The organism is Rhodococcus sp. NPDC003318 (assembly GCF_042879035.1).
Classification (GTDB): Bacteria; Actinomycetota; Actinomycetes; order Mycobacteriales; family Mycobacteriaceae; genus Rhodococcus_G.
The window spans coordinates 293,483-313,524 of sequence record NZ_JBIAOU010000003.1 but is presented as its reverse complement, the minus strand read 5'-3'; the positions used below and the strand labels follow the sequence as shown (position 1 = coordinate 313,524).

At 69.9% G+C, this 20,042-nt stretch carries 20 protein-coding genes; 5 read left to right on the top strand and 15 right to left on the bottom strand.

Annotated features, from left to right (window positions below; translation table 11 throughout):
• Positions 1–38 precede the first annotated feature (38 nt).
• Positions 39–1,517: an MFS transporter gene (locus ACFYVR_RS08845; RefSeq protein ID WP_387471784.1), complete on the bottom strand. Its 1,479-nt coding sequence runs from the start codon at positions 1,515–1,517 to the stop codon at positions 39–41.
• 130 nt (positions 1,518–1,647) lie between these two features.
• Here ACFYVR_RS08845 and ACFYVR_RS08840 point away from each other — a divergent pair, with 130 nt between their 5' ends.
• Positions 1,648–2,079 carry a nuclear transport factor 2 family protein gene (locus ACFYVR_RS08840; RefSeq protein ID WP_387471782.1) on the top strand — a complete coding sequence of 144 codons (432 nt, stop codon included), beginning with the start codon at positions 1,648–1,650 and terminating at the stop codon, positions 2,077–2,079.
• Here the strand turns inward: ACFYVR_RS08840 and ACFYVR_RS08835 are convergent.
• From ACFYVR_RS08835 to ACFYVR_RS08825, 3 genes are read right to left on the bottom strand one after another with little or no spacing between them, the layout of a single operon-like run.
• A complete protein-coding gene (locus ACFYVR_RS08835) occupies positions 2,076–2,249 on the bottom strand; it encodes a hypothetical protein (protein ID WP_387471780.1) in 174 nt (57 codons plus the stop codon). The two genes, ACFYVR_RS08840 and ACFYVR_RS08835, sit on opposite strands and share 4 nt — an antisense overlap.
• Positions 2,250–2,307: 58 nt before the next feature.
• Positions 2,308–2,631: an AzlD domain-containing protein gene (locus ACFYVR_RS08830; RefSeq protein WP_387471778.1), complete on the bottom strand. Its 324-nt coding sequence runs from the start codon at positions 2,629–2,631 to the stop codon at positions 2,308–2,310.
• The gene (locus ACFYVR_RS08825; protein WP_387471776.1) at positions 2,628–3,335 is read right to left on the bottom strand and encodes an AzlC family ABC transporter permease; all 708 of its coding nucleotides are present in this window, start codon (positions 3,333–3,335) and stop codon (positions 2,628–2,630) included. The genes ACFYVR_RS08830 and ACFYVR_RS08825 overlap by 4 nt, the downstream gene beginning before the upstream one ends.
• Positions 3,336–3,403: 68 nt before the next feature.
• Here ACFYVR_RS08825 and ACFYVR_RS08820 point away from each other — a divergent pair, with 68 nt between their 5' ends.
• Together ACFYVR_RS08820 and ACFYVR_RS08815 are read left to right on the top strand one after the other, a co-directional pair.
• A complete protein-coding gene (locus tag ACFYVR_RS08820) occupies positions 3,404–3,964 on the top strand; it encodes a helix-turn-helix domain-containing protein (RefSeq protein ID WP_387471774.1) in 561 nt (186 codons plus the stop codon).
• Between the two features lie 17 nt (positions 3,965–3,981).
• Positions 3,982–4,389, top strand: a complete 408-nt coding sequence (locus ACFYVR_RS08815) for a DUF1992 domain-containing protein (protein WP_387471772.1) — start codon at positions 3,982–3,984, stop codon at positions 4,387–4,389.
• A gap of 66 nt (positions 4,390–4,455) precedes the next feature.
• Here ACFYVR_RS08815 and ACFYVR_RS08810 read toward each other — a convergent pair whose 3' ends face one another.
• The 5 genes from ACFYVR_RS08810 to ACFYVR_RS08790 form a co-directional block, all read right to left on the bottom strand.
• Entirely contained in the window at positions 4,456–5,604 is a 1,149-nt protein-coding gene (locus tag ACFYVR_RS08810; protein WP_387471770.1) for an acyl-CoA dehydrogenase family protein, read from the bottom strand.
• Entirely contained in the window at positions 5,604–6,830 is a 1,227-nt protein-coding gene (locus tag ACFYVR_RS08805; protein WP_387471768.1) for an acyl-CoA dehydrogenase family protein, read from the bottom strand. Before ACFYVR_RS08805 ends, ACFYVR_RS08810 begins: the two co-directional genes overlap by 1 nt.
• Before the next feature lie 187 nt (positions 6,831–7,017).
• The gene (locus ACFYVR_RS08800; RefSeq protein WP_387471766.1) at positions 7,018–7,899 is read right to left on the bottom strand and encodes an LLM class F420-dependent oxidoreductase; all 882 of its coding nucleotides are present in this window, start codon (positions 7,897–7,899) and stop codon (positions 7,018–7,020) included.
• A gap of 31 nt (positions 7,900–7,930) precedes the next feature.
• Positions 7,931–8,788: an SDR family NAD(P)-dependent oxidoreductase gene (locus ACFYVR_RS08795; protein ID WP_387471764.1), complete on the bottom strand. Its 858-nt coding sequence runs from the start codon at positions 8,786–8,788 to the stop codon at positions 7,931–7,933.
• 1 nt (position 8,789) lies between these two features.
• On the bottom strand, positions 8,790–10,463 hold the full coding sequence (locus ACFYVR_RS08790) for an AMP-binding protein (protein WP_387472029.1): 1,674 nt from the start codon (positions 10,461–10,463) through the stop codon (positions 8,790–8,792).
• A 296-nt stretch (positions 10,464–10,759) separates the two neighbouring features.
• On the opposite strand from ACFYVR_RS08790, the gene ACFYVR_RS08785 reads away from it, so the two are divergent.
• A complete protein-coding gene (locus tag ACFYVR_RS08785; protein WP_387471761.1) occupies positions 10,760–12,421 on the top strand; it encodes a class I adenylate-forming enzyme family protein in 1,662 nt (553 codons plus the stop codon).
• Positions 12,418–12,906, top strand: a complete 489-nt coding sequence (locus ACFYVR_RS08780; RefSeq protein WP_387471758.1) for a nuclear transport factor 2 family protein — start codon at positions 12,418–12,420, stop codon at positions 12,904–12,906. The genes ACFYVR_RS08785 and ACFYVR_RS08780 overlap by 4 nt, the downstream gene beginning before the upstream one ends.
• Positions 12,907–12,916: 10 nt before the next feature.
• On the opposite strand, the gene ACFYVR_RS08775 is transcribed toward ACFYVR_RS08780, so the two are convergent.
• From ACFYVR_RS08775 to ACFYVR_RS08750, 6 genes are all read right to left on the bottom strand, one after another.
• Positions 12,917–13,705, bottom strand: coding sequence for an SDR family NAD(P)-dependent oxidoreductase (locus ACFYVR_RS08775; protein WP_387471756.1), 789 nt, complete (start codon positions 13,703–13,705; stop codon positions 12,917–12,919).
• Between the two features lie 81 nt (positions 13,706–13,786).
• The gene (locus ACFYVR_RS08770; protein ID WP_387471754.1) at positions 13,787–14,443 is read right to left on the bottom strand and encodes a PaaI family thioesterase; all 657 of its coding nucleotides are present in this window, start codon (positions 14,441–14,443) and stop codon (positions 13,787–13,789) included.
• Positions 14,440–15,309: a MaoC/PaaZ C-terminal domain-containing protein gene (locus ACFYVR_RS08765; RefSeq protein ID WP_387471752.1), complete on the bottom strand. Its 870-nt coding sequence runs from the start codon at positions 15,307–15,309 to the stop codon at positions 14,440–14,442. The genes ACFYVR_RS08770 and ACFYVR_RS08765 overlap by 4 nt, the downstream gene beginning before the upstream one ends.
• A gap of 5 nt (positions 15,310–15,314) precedes the next feature.
• Positions 15,315–16,523, bottom strand: coding sequence for a lipid-transfer protein (locus tag ACFYVR_RS08760; protein ID WP_387472027.1), 1,209 nt, complete (start codon positions 16,521–16,523; stop codon positions 15,315–15,317).
• Between the two features lie 2 nt (positions 16,524–16,525).
• Positions 16,526–18,715: an acyl-CoA dehydrogenase gene (locus tag ACFYVR_RS08755; RefSeq protein WP_387471750.1), complete on the bottom strand. Its 2,190-nt coding sequence runs from the start codon at positions 18,713–18,715 to the stop codon at positions 16,526–16,528.
• Positions 18,716–18,798: 83 nt separating this feature from the next.
• Positions 18,799–19,962, bottom strand: a complete 1,164-nt coding sequence (locus ACFYVR_RS08750) for a steroid 3-ketoacyl-CoA thiolase (protein ID WP_387471747.1) — start codon at positions 19,960–19,962, stop codon at positions 18,799–18,801.
• Positions 19,963–20,042 lie beyond the last annotated feature (80 nt).

Below are 20,042 nucleotides of genomic sequence, written 5' to 3'. Positions count from 1 at the left end.
CACTCTCCCATTCCTCGCGTTCCCGCGAGATGGGGACGCTACGGAGCTGTGCGCACCCGGTGGTCCTCCGTCTCACTGAGCGGTAGGTCCGCCACCTCACCGTCGCGCGGCACGAACAGACCGATGACGGAGGCCAGCAACCCGGCGCCCGCACCGATGAGGAACACCACCGTGTACGCCCAGGCGGTCGGGAACTCCACGCCCCCGACGTACATCACCGACGCGGTGGTGACGGCCGCGACGACAGCGCTGCACGTCGACGTGCCCAGCGAGCGCGCGAGGGTGTTGAGGCTGTTCGCGGCGGCGGTCTCCGTCACCGGGACCGCCTGCATGATCATCGCGGGAATCGCCCCGTACGCCAGTGCGGCACCGACCGACGTCACCCCGGTCGCGACGATGACGATGACGAGCTCGTGCGCGGTGACCGCGCGGGCCAGGTTGGCGGCCCCCATGATCGCGGCGCCGATGACGAACGTGATCCGGGGGCCGAACCGGCTGGACATGTAGGCGGTGACCGGAGAGAACGCGACCATCATCAGGCCCCCGGGCAGGAGCGCGATGCCGCTGACCGTCAGGGACATCCCGAAGCCGTAGCCGGTGCCGTCCGGCGCCTGGAAGATCTGCGCGCTGACCATGAACGAGGTGAACATCGCGAACCCGACCAGGACGGAAGCGATGTTCGTGAGCAGCACCTGACGCCGCGCGGAGACCCGCAGGTCCACCAGCGGCTGTCGTGTCGCCTCGGCACGACCGGGCGGGGCGAGTCGAAGTTCGTAGACACCCCACACCAGGAACAGCAGCGCCGCGGCAGCGAACAACACGAGGACAGGGACACTGGCCCAGCCCCAGCCGTTCCCCTGGGTGATCGCGAGCAGCAGACAGATCAGGGCCGCGGACAGCCCCGCGGCGCCGACGAGGTCGAAACGTCCGCCGGATCGGACCGGCGATTCGGGTACCACCCGCCAGATCAGGAGCATCTCGATCAGCCCGAACACCGCGGCGCCACCGAAGAGCCAATGCCAACTGAAGTGCTCGGCGACCACGCCGGTCAGCGGCAACCCGATCGCTCCGCCGGCCCCGAGCGTCGAACTCATCAGCGCGATACCCCCGCCCACCCGCTCGGGCGGCAGCTCGTCGCGCATGATGCTGATACCGAGCGGCACGACACCCATCGCCGCGCCCTGCAACGCGCGCGCGATCAACACCACCACGAACGCGTCGGACAGGGCGCCGAGCGCACTGCCCGCGACCATCACCGCGAGCGCGACGAGCAGGAGCCTGCGCTTGCCGAACATGTCCCCGAGCCGTCCGAGAACCGGTGCACAGACGGCTCCGGCGATCAGGTTGGCGGTGACCAGCCACGCGGCACCGGCGGGCGTGGTGTTCAGCAGTCGCGGGAACTCGGGGAGCAGCGGCATCACGATCGTCTGCATCAGCGAGACGACCAGACCGCAGGAGGCCAGGGCCAGGACGACGAGACGAGCGGAAGCGCGTCCGGCGCGCACTGGTGTCGGCACTTACACTCCCTGCGAGCTATTTAGCTTGAGTACCGACACTATGACACGGCGGTGCGCCGGAGGGGAACGCGAATTCCCGCTCAGTGGATTCGGCTCGTCGACGACGGTCCGGGGACCGGATACTCGGGCGATGACCGATCCGAGCGATCTGGCGGGCCGCTACGCGGTCGCGGTCGACCACCGCGACCACACCGGTCTGGCCGCACTGTTCACCGCGGACGCCGAGTTCGTGCAACCTCCCGCGGTGACCCGCGGCGCCGGCGAGGTGGTCACGATCGGTGCGGACGCGATCGCCGCCGCGGTGCTCCGCGGCACCGCCCACCTGCACGCGACGCACCACGCCGTCCACCAGACCGTGATCGACGTCGACGGGGGCACCGCCACCGGATGGGTGTACTGCCTGGCCCATCACCTCTATCGGAGCCGGGACGGCGGCGTCCGGGACACCGCGATCGCGATCCGCTACCGCGACGCGTACCGCAGGCTCGACGGGCGCTGGCTGATCGCGCGCCGCACCCTGAACGTCGACTTCGTCGAGGACCGCAGCGTCACCCTCCCCTAGCGGCTGAAGGCGCCCATCATCCGGTTGAACCACACGAAGGCGACCTTCACCCCGAACGTCACCCCGACCTTCGCCCCGAACACCACCCGAGCACCCCGGCGCACCCGACCCGACCGACCCCGGCTGAAGGCGCCCATCATCCGGTTGAACCACACGAAGGCGACCTTCACCCCTAACGCCACCCGAGCGCCCCGGTGCGCCCGGCGCGCCGGACCCGACCGACACGGGTCAGGGGACGCCGAGCAGACGCAGGAGCGCGGCGGTTCCGGCGGCCGCCAGGATGGCGACGACGAACGGCGCCTTCCGCCATGCCAGGACACCCCCGACGAGCACGCCGACCGGTCGGGCGACGCCCGCGACCCCACCGTCCTCGGTGAGGGCGTTCGTCGCCGCGACCGCGACCAGCAGCACGACGGCACCGATCGCGAGGACGGATTCGAGACGGTCCGGGACGATGCCCCGCGACCGCAGCGCCGGGCCCGCGAACCGGAACGCGAAGGTACCGGCACCGAGCACCAGCACCGCCACCACCAGCGGAACGGTCGCGGTCATCCGGTCACCACCAGGTCGGTGTCGACGGTGCGCGGGCCGGGCCGGACCCAGACCAGGACGACCAGGGCGACGAGAGCCAGCAGGACGGGAATCCCGGTCGGCAGGAACGGGGTTGCGGCGACCGCGATCACGGCACCGAGCAGCGCGGTTCCGGCGGTCGTGCGGTCGCGCAGGGCCGGGAGCACGAGGGCGAGTAGCACGGTCGGGAACATCGCATCGAGCCCGAAGGCGGCGATGTCGTCGATGAGACTTCCGGCCGTCGCACCGAGCAGGGCGCCGAGCGGCCAGCAGATCCCGATTCCGATCCCGCACATCCAGAACGTGATGCGTTTGCGGCGCGGGTCGGCCTGACTCAGCGCGAACACGGTGCTCTCGTCGTTGAGCAGGTGGCTGCCGAGGACCCGGCGCCAGCCGCGTCCGGCGATGTCGCCGACCGCCAGCCCGAACGGCAGGTGGCGGGCGTTGACGATCAGTCCCCCGAGCAGTGCCGCCAGCAGGCTTCCGCCCCCGGCGACGATTCCGACGAACAGGAACTCCGATGCTCCGGCGAGCACGACCACCGACATCAGCACCGGTACCCACGGCGCGAAGCCGAGTCCGACGGCGATGGCGCCGTAGGAGATGCCGACGAGCCCGTCGGCCAGGCACACCAGGGCGATGTCCCGCCGGAGCCCGGAATCGAGTGTTCGCCAGATCGAACGCATGATCTTTATACTGAACGCGGGCCCACTGGTTCGTCAAGTCGAACAGTTGCACCGATATAGTGAACGCCATGGCATCGGATGCGAAGGCACCCCTGGACGTCATCGCGTCCTCCCTCCGACGCGAACGCGATCGCGCGGGACTGTCACTCACCGAGGTGGCACGGCGCGCGGGCATCGCGAAGTCGACGCTGTCGCAGCTCGAGGCGGGTACCGGCAACCCCAGCGTCGAGACGCTCTGGGCGCTCAGCGTCGCGCTCGACATCCAGTTCGCGCAGCTCGTCGACCCCCCGCGACCCCGCGTGCAGGTGATCCGCGCCGACGAGGGCCCGGTGCTGTACTCCGAACGCACCGACTACCAGGTCACCCTCGTCGCGTCCTGCCCGCCGAACGCCCGACGCGACATCTACCGTCTCGACGTGGAGCCGGGACCCGCGCGGGAATCGGAACCGCACCTGCCCGGCACCGTCGAGCACGTGATCGTCAGCGCCGGACGCGCCCTCGTCGGACTGCGGGACGATCCGGTCGAACTCGGCCCCGGCGACTACATCGCCTACCCCGGCGACGTCGCGCACACCTTCCAGGCTCTCGAACCGGGGACGCGAGCCGTCCTCGTCTCCGAACACACCTGAGCGCGCACAATGGGGGCATGACCGAGCGCAAGCCGTGGAACGTTCCGTTCGAGTCGTGGGTGGAACGGCAGATCCGCCTCGCTCAGGAGCGTGGCGACTTCGACAACCTCGAGGGCGCGGGCAAGCCGCTGCCCCATGTCGACGATGCGGACGAGAACTGGTGGGTCAAGCGCAAACTCGCCGCCGAGGGCCTGTCCACCGAGGCATTGCTGCCGCCGTCACTGCAGTTGCGGCGCGAGATCGAGCGACTCCCCGACTCCGTCGCCGACCTCCCGACGGAGCAGGCGGTTCGGGACGTCGTCGCCGACGTGAATCGTCGGATCGCGGAGTACATTCGAGCGCCCAGCCAGCCGGTCGTCCCGGTCCATCGGGTGGACGTCGACGCGGCGGTCGCGGCGTGGCGGGCCCGCGGGCGCACCCGCTGACGCCGGAAACACGAATTCCCCGATGTCACAGTGAGTCTGCGACATCGGGGAACCGCAACCGGTCGGTCAGGGTGCGGTGAGCGCCGCGTACCGCGCGATGTGCTGGTCGGCGGAACCGAACTCGTACTCGATGGCCGTCAGCCGCTTGAAGTAGTGGCCGATCGCGAGTTCCTCGGTCATGCCCATGCCACCGTGCAGTTGCACCGCGTTCTGCCCGACGAACCGTGCGGCGCGTCCGATGGTCGCTTTCGCCGCGGACACAGCCAGCGCCCGTTCGACCGGTTCGGCGTCGAGGTTGAGGATCGCCAGATACACGGCGGCGACCGACTGTTCGACCTCCATGTACATGTCGACCATGCGGTGCTGGAGCGCTTGGAAACTGCCGATGGTCTGGCCGAACTGCTTGCGCTGCTTGGCGTAGTCGACGGTGTCGGCGAGCACCTTGCGCATCAGGCCGACGGCCTCGGACGCCACCGCGACGGTGGCCTCGTCGACGGCCTGCTCGAGCGACGGCCACGCGCCACCCTCGACGCCGAGGAGCGCGTCCGCGGGCACGCGGAGGTCGGTGAACGTCAGGTCGGCGGCCTGTCGGTCGTCGATCGTGCGGTACGCATGGCGTTCGAGCCCGGCCGGCGGGTCGGCCCGGTCGACGTCCACGACGAACAGGGAGATGCCTTCGGTGTCGCGCCGGTCGCCGGACGTGCGGGCGGTGACCACAAGGTGGTTCGCGAGGGGTGCGCTGCTCACCACGACCTTGGTGCCGTTCAGGATCCACTCGTCGCCGTCGCGGCGGGCGGTGGTCGAAATGTCGTTGCGGTTGTCGCCGGACGTCGGCTCGAGGGCGGCAAGCGCCGTGATCGCCTCACCCGCGACGATCTGCTCGACGATCCCGGTCGCCCGCTCGCCACCGGCGCGCCGCAGCAGGCCGGTGCCGATCACCACGGTGTCGACGAAGGGTTCGACGACGAGGGCGTGCCCCAGCGCCTCGGTGACGATCATCAACTCCGTCGAGCCGCCGCCGAGACCGCCGTCGCTCTCGGGGAGGGTCGCGCCGAGAATGCCCAGTTCGTCGGCAAAGCTGCGCCAGATCTCGGGTTGCCACCCGGCCCCGGTCTTCACCGCCGCACGGCTCTCCTCGAGGCTGTAGCGAGCCGCGAGGAACTTGGTCAGTCCGTCGCGGAGAAGTTCCTGCTCTTTCGTCAGGCTGAAGTCCATCAGAGCCCCAATGCTGCTTTGGCGAGAATGTTCCGCTGAATCTCGTTGCTGCCGGCGTAGATCGAGCCGGCACGGTCGTTGAGGTACCGCAGTGGCGCGACCGCCTGCCACGGCTCGCCGCTGACGTACCCACCCTCCGGAACGGTGAAGTCGGCGATCGGCCCACCCGGTTTGGTGGCGTGCGGCTGGTACACCCGACCGCGCGGTCCTGCGGTCTCGAGTGCGATCTCGGTCAGGCGCTGGCTGAGTTCGGTGCCGAGCACCTTGAGCATGGACGACGCGGCGCCGTTGGCGTCGACGCCGGCCGACAGGGTGCGGTACTCGAGGATCTCGAGGACCTTCGTCCGGATCCGCGCCTCGGCGAGTTTGGCCGCGAAGAGGGGGTCCTCGATCAGCGGCCGTCCGTTCGGCCCGGGCTGCTCGGCGGCGGCCGCTGCGATGGATTCGGCCATCACCTGGAGGGCGGGCGCCGCGGCGCCGCCACCCCGCTCGAACAGCAGGAGGTACTTGGCGACGGTCCAGCCGTCGTCGATCTGCCCGATGACGTTCAACTTCGGGACCCGAACCTCGTCGAAGAAGACCTGGTTCTGGACCTCTTCGCCGGAGGACATCACCAGCGGACGGATCTCGATGCCCGGGGTGTTCATGTCGATCAGCAGAAAGGTGATGCCCTGCTGCTTCTTGGCGTGACGCGACGTGCGGACCAGGCAGAACATCCAGTTCGCCTCGGTGGCGTGCGTGGTCCAGATCTTGCTGCCGGTGCAGACGAGGTGGCCACCGTCGTCGACGGCGGCCATCGACAACGACGCGAGGTCCGAGCCGGCTTCCGGCTCGGAGTAGCCCTGGCAGAAGAACACCTCCCCGGTGAGGATCCTCGGCAGGAAGTAGTCCTTCTGTTCCTCGGTTCCGAACGCGATGATCGCGTGGGCGACCATACGGATACCCATCGGGGACAGAGACGGGACGCCCGCGAGGATCGACTCCCGACTGAAGATGTAGTGCTGGGTGAGGCTCCAGTCGCATCCGCCGTACTCGACCGGCCAGGCGGGTGCCGCCCAGCCGCGCTCGTGCAGGATGCGCTGCCACTCCATGCTCGCGTCGTGATCGGAGTAGACGCTCGTCATCAGCCTGCCCGCGCTACGCAGCTCCGACGTCAGCTTCTCGTCGAGAAACGCCGTCACCTCGTCCCGGAAGGCCGACTCGGCCGCCGACCAAGCCAAATCCATCTGCGCTCCTCGTTTCTTCCGCCGACCAGGGAGAATCGGTCAGGAAGTTAATCTAGCTTCGCACGAGGAGGGCGTCAATGAGCGGGCGACGAGCGTCGATGACCTTGCCGATCAACCGCTCTCGCACCGTCGATTCACCGGCCGCGAACCGCGCCCCGCGGCGGTCGCGGATCCCGGCCGACCGCGGTCAGGCCAGATGCATCCGCTCCGCGCAGGCGGCCATCTCGTCCAGCACGGCGTCGAGGGTGGTGGCGCGACGTGATGCCGACAGCAGGATCCGGTCGGCACCGAGCGCCGCGGCCCACTCGGCCTTCGACGCGTCCATCCGGGGCAGGGTCGCGCCGAGCACGAGGGCGACGCCCGACGGGTCCCGGCCCGCGTCCGACGCCGCCGTGCGCATCACCGCGACCGCGGCGGCCAGGTCGTCGCCGCCCAGCCCGAGGGGCTGGAATCCGTCGCCGAGCCGACCGGCCCGCCGGGCCGCGGCTGCGCTGTGCCCGCCGATGTACAGCGGCACCCCGCTCTCGCGCATCGGCTTGGGAAACGAGCAGGCGCCGTGGAACGAGTGGAACTCGCCCGCGAAGTCGACGCCGTCCGCGCCGCCGGCCCACAGTGCCCGCATCACTGCGATCGCTTCGTCGGTGGTGCGGCCGCGCCGGGTGAAGTCGCCGCCGCACGCCTCGATCTCCTCGCGCATCCACCCGACCCCGAGGCAGATGCGGGTCCGGCCACCGGAGAGCCGGTCGAGGGTCGCGAGCCGCTTCGCCAGCACCACCGGATTGTGGTTGGGCGCAACGAGAACCCCGGTGGCGAGCCCGAGTCGGCTGGTGGCGCCCGCGACGAACGAGAGCAGTTCGAGCGGATCGGGCAGGGGGCAGTCGTCCGGCAGGTGCGACTTGCCGGTCGGCGAGTACGGGTACTCGCTGCCGGTGTTCGCGATCACGACGGCGTGCTCGACGGCAGAGATCTCGTCGAACCCCAATGCTTCTGCCGTCCTGGCGAATTCGAGTACCGTCGCCGGATCTCCCGCCATCCCGAGTTCCACGGGCATCACAACGCCGAGGTTCACAGGCATCCCTTCCATTCGGAACGCGGCCCCGTCAGGCCGCGAACGACTCCACCAGCTTCGGCGCCCACACGACCTTGCCCAGGAACCGGTCTGCGTCGGGATCCGTTGCCAGCCACACCGCCGCCTCCGCGGGAACGGCCGCGGCGACCGCGTCGAATCCGGCTGTGACGATCGCGTCGGTGCCACCACGCGCGACTCCGGATTCGGTGACCACGAACCCGGGGCTGAGGTTGAACGCCCGCACCCCGAGGTGCCGGTACTCGGCGTTGACCGCGCCGGCGAGGCGTCCGAACGCCGCCTTCGACGCCGCGTACGACAGGCCCCACCCGCCTTCACCGGGCGCGGCCGGAGGATCGACGGACGCCGAACCCGAGACCAGATTGATCAGGACACCGGAACCCGCCTCGACCATCGCCGGCAGCACCCGCTGGATCAGCGCCAGCTGATTGAGGTAGTTGCCCCGCATCATCAGCGTTGCGTCGTCGGGTTCGATGTCGAGCAGGCGATCCATGTTGCCCGGGGTCTGCGCGTAGGCATTGTTGACGAGAACGTCTATGCGGCCCCAGGTTTCGAGCACCCGATCTGCGGCGGCGAGGACGGAACTCCCGTCCAGCAGGTCCATCTGCAGAGGGAGCGCGTCGACGCCGACGCCCCGGATCTCCGCCGCGGCGGTGTCGAGGCTCCCGGGGACCGGGATCGGACCGCCCGCGCCACGCGTCCGCGGAGGCACCCGACCGTCACCCTCGCGGACGGTACGGGCGGTGACGGCGACGTCGAATCCCTTGCGGGCGAACGCCAGAGCCACCTCACGCCCGATGCCGCGACTCGCGCCGGTCACCAGCGCGACGGGGCGACCGCTCGGCGTGGCCGACCCGGAAGTCGTCGCCACCTCAGGCCCCCAGGAACCGTTGACGGCCCGACGCCACGAACTGCGCTTCGAGTTCATGTTTGTCATCGTCGGTCATCCGGACGTAATCCGCCTCTCCTCGTCCCTCCCAGTGGAACACGGGATCGTCACACCGCCACAGCTGCGCCTGCAGTTCCCTTTTCAGGACCTTGTTGGACCCGGTGACCGGTAGGTTCGTCGACACGCGCACGAAGCGGGGCGCGGACTTGGTGCCGAGATCGTCCTGTGCGGCGAGAAAGGCGGCGAACTCCTCCGGATCGAAATCGGTGAGGTCCGCGACCTCGACAGCGGTCATGACCTGGTCGCCGGATCGCGGGTCCGGCACGGCGTACACACCGGTCGCGACGACCTTGGGGTGGCGGCGCACGATCCGTTCGATCATCAGGGCCGAGGTGTTCTCTCCGTCGACGCGGATCCAGTCTCCCTTGCGTCCGGCGAAGTAGATGAATCCGGCTTCGTCGACGTAGCCGAGGTCGCCGGTCCAGTACCAGCCGTGCTTGATCCGGTCGGCGATCGCCTGCTCGTTCTTGTAGTAGCCCTCGAATCGCTTGGCGCCGCCGCGGTCGACCATCTCGCCGATCGCCTCGTCGGGGTTGAGCACCCGGCCGTGTTCGTCGAGCACCGCGCGAACGCATTCGACGAGGGTGTCGGGGTTGACGACGGCGATCTCGTCGTGGGCGGGTCGGCCCAGCGCCGCCGCCGGGGCGTCCGGGTCCAGCCGCACCGACCCCGCGCCCTCCGACGAGCCGTAGCCCTCGAACAGCTGCGCCCCGAAGCGGCGGACGAACTCGGCCTTGTCCTCGGGGGAGGCCTCGGTTCCGAAACCACGGAGGAGGGTGTTGTCGAGGTCGTCGGGGCGCTCGGGAGTCGCCATCAGGTACGACAGCGCCTTGCCGACGTAGGTGAAGAACGTCGCGCCGAAGAACCTCACGTCGGGCAGGAATCCGGACGCGGAGAACTTGCGGCCCGCGGGCAGGCACACCGTCGCACCGTTGACGAGGGCCGGAGCCCACAGCGCCATCAGCGCGTTGCCGTGGAACAGCGGCATGCAGCAGTAGTCCACGTCCTCACGCACGTGCCCGTACTTCGCGGAGTTCGCGTATGCCAGCCGCGCGAGTCGCCCCTGGCTGCATCGGACCGCCTTGGACATGCCCGTCGTCCCGGACGTGAAGAGCAGCAGGAACAGCGACGATTCGTCGACGGACGGATCGGCGACCGGCCGCTGGACGCGGTGTGCGGCAACGGTGTCCGCGTAGTCGGGGGCGTCGACGAGCACGAACCGGTCCGGGGGCAGGCCCAGGTCGAGACGGGCGAGCTTCGCCATCCCGTCGGTGTCGGTGACGATGAGCTGGCAGTCCACGTACCGGATCTCGGCCTCGAGCTCGGCTCCGCGTCGCGTCGGGTTGATGCCGACGATCGTCGCACCGCTCAGTGCGGCGCCGCCGAGCCAGAACAGGAACTCGGGGACGTTGTCGAGCAGCACGCCGATGTGAAACGGGCCTTCCGTGCGCAGGCTCGACGCGTAGGCGCCGCGCGCGGCGCTCTCCCGGACCGTGTCGTCCCACGTCCAGTCCCGCTCCCGCGTCCGGGTGCCCGGGTGCCCGTCCCCGAGGCGGTCGAGCAGCATCTCAGCGATCGTCGCGCGTTCCAACTCCAGCTCCTGAATTCGACTCGAGGTCCCGTGGCGGTCACGACGCTCGGTGCGAACGTCGTTTCCGCTCACGGTGAATGCCACCGTAGACCGCACCCGAGCGCCTGTTGCGTCGATTGCCCGTTGCGGCCCGCGGCCGCCCCGGTTTCCGGCTCGCTCCTGTGCCTTTCGAGGCGGTCGTGCCGACGCTAACCTCCGCCCGGTCGACGAATCGACCGGGTCTCGGTCAGTGGAAAACCCCCTCCTGCCCCGTGCACTCCGTGTGATCCTTCCTGCAATTCGAGTACAGAGAGGCCGAGTGCATGTCCACTTCCACCGATCCGCAGGCCTACCTCGCCGCCGTCGTCACCCGGCTGACCGGACCCGGCGCGCCGTTCGAACTCGTCGAGGACGACGTCCGAGGCGCCCGGATGCCGGTGATGAGGACGCGGAAGCACGCCGTGCACGAACTGCTGACCGCGTCCCGCGCCTACGGCGACCGCGACTACCTGGTCACCGAGGGTCGCCGGATGTCGTTCCGGGAACACGCGGACGCGGTCGCGGCCTTCGCGGACGCCCTCGTGGAGGAGTACGGCATCGGCGCGGGCGATCGCGTCGGAATCCTCGCCGCCAACACCATCGAGTGGGTCGTCGCCTTCTGGGCCACTCAGTCGCTCGGCGCCGTCGCGGTCGGGCTGAACGCCTGGTGGGTACTCCGCGAGATCGAGTACGGTGTCGAACTCACCTCCCCGACGGTGCTGATCGTGGACGCCAAGCGGGCCGCGCTGCTCGCCGACGCCGACCTTCGCGTCCCGGTGCTCACCATGGAGGAGGACGTCCCCCGCCTGATCGAGGCGCATCGAGGCGCCGCACCGCGCACCGCGAACGTCGAGGAAGACGATCCCGCGGTCATCCTCTTCACCAGCGGAACCAGCGGCAAACCCAAGGGCGCGTTGCATTCCCAGCGCAACCTGCTTGCCGTGGTGGACTACCACCGCTACAGCGACGCCCTCGCCGGGGCTTTCGCCGGGCACGAGTACGACCCGGACCGACCCAGCGACCTTCGCTACCTGCTCACCTCGCCGCTGTTCCACGTCGCGAGCCTGCACAACCTCGTGGTGCCCCGGCTGGCGACCGGCAGCGCCGTGATCCTCCACCAGGGCGCGTTCGACGTCGACCGGGTGCTCTCACTGATCGAACGGGAGACGGTCACCAACTGGGGTGCGGTGCCGACGATGGCGGCGCGGCTCATCGAGCACGGCAATGTCCGCAGGTACGACACGTCGTCGCTGACCGCGTTCTCGTTGGCCTCGGCGCCGTCGTCGGTCGCGTTCAAGCAGAGACTGCGCGAGGAGGTGCCGTTCGCGCACGATTCCCTGGTCGACAGCTACGGCCTCACCGAGTGCAGCACCGGCATCGCCGTCGCCACCCCGATCGACGTCCAGCAGTACCCCGGCACCCTGGGCCGGCCGATCTTCGGTGTCGCACTGGAGATCCGGGACCCGCTGGGTGAGACCGTCCCGGACGGTGAGGAGGGCGAGGTCTGCGTTCGCAGCCCCTACGTCATGCTCGGCTACTGGGACAACCCCGAGGCCACCGCTGCCGCGATCCGCCCCGGCGGCTGGCTGCACACCGGCGACTTCGGCACGATCGACGGCGGGCGGCTGCGACTGACCGGACGCAGGTCCGATCTGATCCTGCGCGGCGGCGAGAACATCTACCCCACCGAGATCGAACAGTGCCTCGACGAGCACCCCGACGTGGCCGAGTGCGCCGTCGTCGGCGAGCCGCACGAGGATCTCGGACAGGAGGTCGCCGCGATCGTCGTCGTCCGCGCCGGCGCCACCGTGAGCGAGGAGGAGTTGCGCCGGTTCGCGGCCGAACGACTGTCCTACTTCAAGGTCCCGTCGCGGTGGCGGCTGACCACGGAACCGTTGCCCCGCAACGCCACCGGTAAGGTCACCCGCGGGCAGGTCCGGTTGTGACGGATCTGCGGCACACCGTCGAACGGCTCGCCGCGACCGAGGCGATCCGGGATCTGATCCACTCGTACTCGCATCTGATCGACCGCGGCGACCTCGGAGCGGTCGCCGCGCTGTTCGGCGACGCCGTCTACGGGCACTGCGACGGCGACGGCAACCCGGTCGGAGCTCTCGTCGACCGGGACGCGGCCGCGGTGCGGCGGGCCAACGAGGGATTCGTCCGGATGCACGGCGACCCGCCGTCGCCGCGAACCAAGCACGTCACCACCAACGTCCGCGTCGCCGTCGCGCAGGACTGCACCGAGGCCACGGCGACGTCGTACGTGACGGTTCTGCAGGCAACCGTGGACCTGCCGCTGCAGCCGATCCTCACCGGCCGGTACTTCGACCGGTTCGCGGTCCGCGACGGCGGGTGGCGGTTCACGCAGCGCCTGTGCTGCATCGACCACACCGGTGACCTGACCGGGCACGCCCGGAGACTGTTGTGAAGGCGGATCGTCAGTCCACGTCCGGCGCCCACTGCACACCGTTGATGTGGCCGCCGCCGTCGACGAACAGCGTGTTACCGGTGACGTAGCGGGAGTCGTCGCTCGCCAGGAACGCGGCGACGGTGCCGATGTCGTCGAGCGGATCGCCGATGCGTCCCATCGGGTTCGACGCGGCCTGCGCCGCAGCCATCTGCGGGTTGGCCTCGGCGACCCGCCGGTACGCCGCGCTCTGGGCTCCCGGGCAGATCACGTTGCAGCACACCTGCTTCGGCGCCCACTCCCGCGCCGCAGTGCGGGTCATGCTGCGCAGCGCTTCCTTGGCGGCGTTGTAGGACACCGAGTACATGTGGGCGTTGACACCGTTGAGGCTGCACATGTTGATCACCCGGCCGGTCCCGTGTTCCGACAGCGCGGGGAATGCCCGCTGCATCGCCCAGAACGCCGCCATCACGCCCATGTCGAAACCGGCCTGCATGCTCTCCTCCGGCGTCTTCTCCAGCCGTGCGAATCCCAGTGAGCGCCAGGCATTGTTGACGAGGATGTCGAGCCGGCCGAACCCGTCGGTGGCGGCGTCGACCATCGCATGCACCTGCGCCCGGTCGGTGACGTCGATGCGCAGGAACGTCGCCCGCACGCCCCACTGGTCGCCGAGCCACCGCGCGGTGTCCGCGCCGGCCGCCTCGTCCACCTCGGCGACCAGCACGTTCGCGCCCTCTCGCGCCAGCGCTCCGGCGACGCCTCGGCCGATGCCCATCCCGGCGCCGGTCACGACAGCCACGCGCCCGTCCAGCTTGCCCATGCGGGAACCTCCTTCGTCGGCGCCTGTGCGTGAGTTCGGTAGCCGGAACGACCGAACCCACGCACAGGCGGGCTTGCCCGCCTACCGCGGACGGGGGACGGTCTTGTCCACGAACAGTGCTTCGACGGACACGCACACCGTGCCGTCGGCGGTCCTGATGTCGCCGACGGTGTTGATCTTGCGTCCGTCCTGGGCGAGCAGGCGACCACTGATCGTGAGCGGCTCGAACAGCGGGGTCGGGCGGTGGTACCGGACGTTGAGCTGGGCGGTGGCCCCGCTGCGCCCGGCCCACGCGTTCGCGACACCCAGGGTGTGGTCGAGGAGCAGCGCCGACACCCCGCCGTGCACGTGTCCGGGCGGACCCTGGTACGGGAAGTTCAGCGACACAACACCTTCGACGGAACCGTCGTCACGGCCGGAGAGGACCAGCGGCGGCGCCAGAGCGTTCTCCGGTCCGGTGACCGGGTCGTGCCGGGTGACGCCCTCACCGTGCCACATGTCCACCAGCCGCTCCGCGACCTCGGGAGCGTGTTCCTCGAGGTGCTCGGCGATGTTGTTCAGCTCCTCCGCGACCCGCTGCAGGTTCGCGTTGGAGCGGTCGGTGCGCAGCAGTGCGTCCACCACCCGCCGGGCGGCGGCGGTGGCGTGATCGACGGCGGTGTCCTGCGGGGCCGACGTCAGTGTCGTTCCGTCGGCGGCGTTCCCGACGGTCGGGTGCACGTCCGGGTCGACTCTCATCGGACCTCCATCGTCGCGTGGGTCAGTACCGGCTGCCCGTCCCGTTCGGGGCAGGTGGCGAGCAGGGTGAGGGCGTCACCGCTGCGCCAGACGGCGGTCTCGATGCTCTCCCCCGGGTACAGCGATCCGGCGAACCGCACCGAGAACGACTGCACCCGAACCGGATCTCCGCCCAGTACACCGTCGACGACGGCCTTGCAGACGACGCCGTACGACGCGAGCCCGTGCAGGATCGGCCGGTCGAAGCCGGCCAGCTTCGCGAACGCGGGGTCGGCGTGCAGCGGATTCATGTCGCCGCTGAGCCGGTACACCAGCGCCTGCTGCGTCGACGTCGGCGACACCAGGACCTTGTCCGGATCACGCTCCGGCACAGCGCCCGGCGCTTCGGGTCCGGCGTCTCCCCCGAATCCGCCCTCGCCGCGCGCCCAGATCTGCATTGCGCTGGTCCACAGGGGTTTTCCGTCCGCGTCCGTCGCCGACTGCTCGAACACGATCACCGCGGCCTTCCCCTTGTCCCAGACGTTCGCGACGCGTGACGAGATCATCGCCGCGCCCGAGGCCGGAATCGGCGCGTGCAGCGTCAGCGACTGCCCCCCGTGCAGGACCTTGCGCAGGTCGATGTCGATGCCCGGCATGTTCATCCCGACCCGGCTCGGCGCACCGGCCGAGACGCCCCGGCCGGCGACCATCGCGAAGGTCGGCAGCACCCGCAGACCCTTCTCGTACACCCAGCCGAGTTCGGCCGGATCGAGCGAGTCGACGCCCGCTCCGAGACCCAGGTGGTAGAGGATCACGTCACGCTCGGTCCAGCTGACCTCGCTGACGGTGGGGGCGGCCGAGAGTGCGGCACTCACGTCGATCGGCATGGCGGTTACGACTCCTTCGAAAGTGTTCCGGACCGGTAGAGGGTGATCACACACGCTCCACCGAGACCCAGGTTATGTTGCAGGGCAACGGAAGCACCGTCGACCTGACGGGCACCGGCCTGCCCCCGCAGCTGCCAGTTCAGCTCCGCACACTGCGCGAGACCGGTCGCCCCCAGCGGGTGCCCCTTGGAGATCAGGCCACCGGACGGGTTGACCACCCACCGTCCGCCGTAGGTGGTGGCGCCGGACTCGACGAGCGTGCCGCCCTCGCCGGGCGCGCACAGGCCGAGGCCCTCGTAGGTGATGATCTCGTTGATCGCGAAACAGTCGTGCAGTTCGATCACGTCGACGTCGTCGATCGTGAGCCCGGACTGGGCGAACACCTGCTCGGCGGCGGCACGCGTCATGGGGACGCCGACGACGTCGATCATCGACCTCGCGGCGAACGCTTCGTCGGTGTCCGTGGTGATCGCCTGCGCGACGATCTCGACCGCTCGGTCCTCGAGTCCGTGCTCGCGGACGAACTTCTCACTGACCACGATCGCCGCACCCGCACCGTCGGAGGTCGGCGAACACTGCGACCGGGTGAGCGGGGCGTGGATCATCTTGTCGGCCAACACCTGGTCCAGGGTGTACTCGTCCTGGAACTGCGCGTACGGGTTGTTCACCGAGTGCCTGTGGTTCTTCACCGCGACGGCGGCGATCTGCTCGGCGGTGGTGCCGTAGCGCTGCATGTGTTCGACGGCGGCGTTGCCGAACAGCTGCGCGGTCATCGGTCCCGTCCCCCAGCCGAACTTCTCGATCATCACCTTCAACTGGTCGTCGAGCGTGGTGACCTTCGGCATCTCACCGGTCCCGGTCATCGACGTCTTCGTCATCTTCTCGAAGCCGACGGCCAGTGCACAGTCCACGAAACCGGCCTGCACCCATTCCCGCGCCATCAGCAGCGCCGTGGAGCCCGTCGCGCAGTTGTTGTTGACGTTGACGACCGGGATGCCGGTCAGCCCCGTCTCGTACAGCGCCCGCTGGCCGGCGGTGGACGCCCCGAAAACGTAACCGGCAGCGGCACGCTGGACCTGCGAGTAGTCGATGCCTGCGTCGGCGAGGGCCGTGCCGACGGCCTCGGTGACCATGTCGGGGTACTCCCGGTCCCGGCTCTCGATCTTCTCGAACCTGGTCATGCCGACGCCCACGACGAAGGTGCGGTTCATGATGCTCACTTTCCGGGTTCGGGGTCGCGAGGCAGACCGAGGATCCGCTCGCCGATGATGTTCAACTGAACATTCGTCGTGCCACCGGCGATGGACATGCACTGCGAATTGAGGAACATCTGCGTCGGCGACCGGCGATCCTGCTCGCCGAGCAGCGACGCCGGACCCGCCCAGTCCATCGCGACCTCCCACACCTGCTGGATGTGCTCGACACCGAGAAGTTTGGCGATCGACGACTCCGGGCCTGGCTGCGCGCCGGCGAGCGAGCGCAGCGTGGTGCGCAGGCTCATCAGGCCACCGGCCTGGGCGTCGCACAGCACCTTGCCGAGCACCGTGAGCTGCTCGGCGTCCGGCCCGCCCGGAATCGTCTCGGCGAGGGTCAGCAGCGCCTCGCCTCCCGAGCCGAGCGAGGAGTCGTGCGAGAGCGAGACCCGCTCGTTGGCGAGGGTTGTGCGGGCCAGCTTCCAGCCGTCGCCCGGTGCGCCGACCAGGCACTCGTCGGGGACGAACACGTCGTCGAGGAACACCTCGTTGAACAGGGCCTCACCGGTGATCTCCCGCAGCGGGCGGATGTCGAGGCCCTCGGTGTTCCTGATGTCGATCAGGAAGTAGGACAGGCCCTTGTGCTTGGGCGCATCGGCGTCGGTGCGCGCGAGGCAGATGCCCCAGTGCGCATCGCGGGCCATCGACGTCCACACCTTCTGGCCGTCCAGCTTCCAGCCGCCGTCGACCTTGACGGCCTTCGTGGCCAGGCCCGCGAGATCCGATCCGGCGCCGGGTTCGGAGAACAGCTGGCACCAGACGATGTCGCCGCGCAGCGAGGTCGGCACGAAGCGCCGCATCTGCTCCTCGTTGCCGTGCGCGATCAGGGTGGGCACCACCCAGTTGCCGATGATCATGTCGTGCGGCTCGAGTGTCGCGGCCCGCAGCTCCTCCGCGATCACCAACTGGGTCACGGCGTCGGCGCCCTTGCCCCACGGCGCGGGCAGGTGCGGCGACGTGTAGCCCCGCTCCGCAAGGTAGGTCGTGCGCTCGGCGCCCGCCAGCTCGGCGGCCGGCGCCAGCTCGGCGCGGATCTCGGCACGGATCTGCTCGGCCTCCGCGGGCAGGTCGATGCCGAGTACGCGGCGGGCACCGCGGAGCGTCAGGTTCGCGACGCGCCGCTTCCAGGATGCGTTCGAGCCCAACAGGATCCGCAGCGTCTGCGCCCGGCGCAGGTACAGGTGCGCCTCGTGCTCCCAGGTGTAGCCGATGCCGCCGAGGACCTGGATGCAGTCCTTGGTGACCTGGAACGCGGCCTCGGGAGCGACGGCCGCGGCGACGGCGGCGGCCAGCGACGATTCGTCGACCGGGACGTCCTCGCCGAGTGCGCGGACGGCGTCCCAGGCGGTGACGCGGGCCTGTTCGGCGAGGCTGAGCATCCGGGCGGCCTTGTGCTTGACGCCCTGGAACTGGCCGATGACCCGGCCGAACTGCCGGCGGACCCGTGCGTAGTCGGCGGCGATGGCAGTGACCCGGTCCGCGAGGCCCGACGCCTCGGCGGCGAACAGGGCCGCGGCGATGTCGAGGACCCGCTGAGGGTCCGGCGTCAGCACGTCGGCCTCGGTGAGTTCGATTCCGTCGACGATGATCTCGGCGTTGCGCCGGACCACGTCGTGGCTGGGCAGGTCGGTGACCTCGAGGCGGTCGCGACCCTGCACGACGAACGCGAGGGTCCCCGCATCGTCGGCGGCGAGCAGGAACACGTCGCCGACCTGGCCGCCGAGAACGAGACCCGACGTGCCCGACAACGTGATGCGGTCACCGTCACGGATGACGCGCAACCCACCGGGCTGCAGCGCGACGGCGCCGGACAGCGTCCCGTCCGCCAGACCCCGGAGCTCGGCGGTGCGGCCGGCGCGGTGCAGGACCGCCGAGACGATCACGGTCGGCAGATACGGACCCGGGACCATCGCGCGACCGAGTTCCTCCGCGACGACGGCGGTTTCGAGCAGGCCGTATCCGGCGCCGCCGAACTCCTCCGGCAGGTGCAGCCCGAGCATGCCGAGGTCGGCGAACGAGTCCCAGTACGCCGGTCGGGTCTCGACCTTCGCGTCCACGGCCTCGCGGATCGCGACAGGGGTGGCGTGACGGCCGGCCCATCCGCGCACGGAGTCGCGGAGCTCGCGGTCCTCATCGGTCAGTCCGAGGGTCATGAGTAGTCCTTTCGGGCGCTCCGCGCAGTGGTGCACTTTCGGACGGCGGAGCCTCCGAAAGTGCACCACTGCGGCGGAGCCGCCTAGATGCGTTCGATGACGGTGGCGGTGGACAGCGCGCCGCCGGCGCACATGGTGATCAGGGCGGTGGAACGGTCCGAGCGCTCGAGTTCGTGCAACGCGCTGGTGATCAGACGGGCACCGGTGGAGCCGACGGGATGCCCCAGCGCGATCGCGCCGCCGTTGACGTTGACCCGGCTCATGTCGGCGTCGTGCACCTGCGCCCACGACAGCACGACCGAGGCGAAGGCCTCGTTGATCTCGACGAGATCGATGTCCGCCAGCGACATCCCGGCGCGGCCGAGCACGGCGCGGGTGGACTCGATCGGCCCGTCGAGGTGGTAGTACGGGTCGGAACCGACGAGAGTGGACGCGAGAATCCGTGCCCGGGGACGCAATCCGGCCTCGCGGGCCTTCTCCTCGCTCATCAGCAGGACGGCCGCGGCGCCGTCGCTCACCTGCGAGGAGTTGCCCGCGGTGTGGATGCCGCCCTCGATCACCGGCTTCAGCCCGGCGAGACCCTCGGCGGTGGTCTCGCGCAGCCCACCGTCACGGGTCACGGTCGCGACCTCACCGGTGGGCTCGCCCTCCTTGGTGACGACGGGCGCCTGCACCGGGACGATCTCGCGGTCGAACCGTCCCTCCGCCCACGCCTGCGCTGCCCGCCGCTGCGACTCGAGACCCAGCGCGTCGACGTCGCCGCGTTTGATGCCACGCTTCGCGGCGATCCGCTCGGCGGAGGTGAACTGGTCGCCCATGTCGATGGTCCAGTCGTCGGGGTACGGATTGCCGGTGCCGGGTGCGTTGGCCTGGCCGAGGAACACCCGGCTCATCACCTCGACACCGCAGCCGATGCCGGCGTCGATCTGCCCGGACGCGATCAGCCCGGCGACCATGTGCACGGCCTGCTGCGAGGACCCGCACGCGCAGTCGATGGTGGTCGCGGCGGTCGAGTACGGCAGGCCGGCGTGCAGCCAGGCCTGCCGGGTGACGTTGTTGGACTGCTCGCCGGCCTGCGTGACGGCACCGCCGACAAGTTGCCCGACCTCGTCGGCGGGCAGTCCGGTGCGGGAGAGGACGGCCTGCTGGGCGGCGCCGAGCAGGACTGCGGGGTGGACCCCGGACAGCTGCCCCCGGCGCCGACCGATCGGCGTCCGCGCGGCCTCGACGATGACGACGTTGCTCATGTCCCACTCCCTACCGACGGCAATTTCTGAAACGAATTCTATTCATTCCGGTCGCCGTCGCAGTCGCGATCTCACCGAGC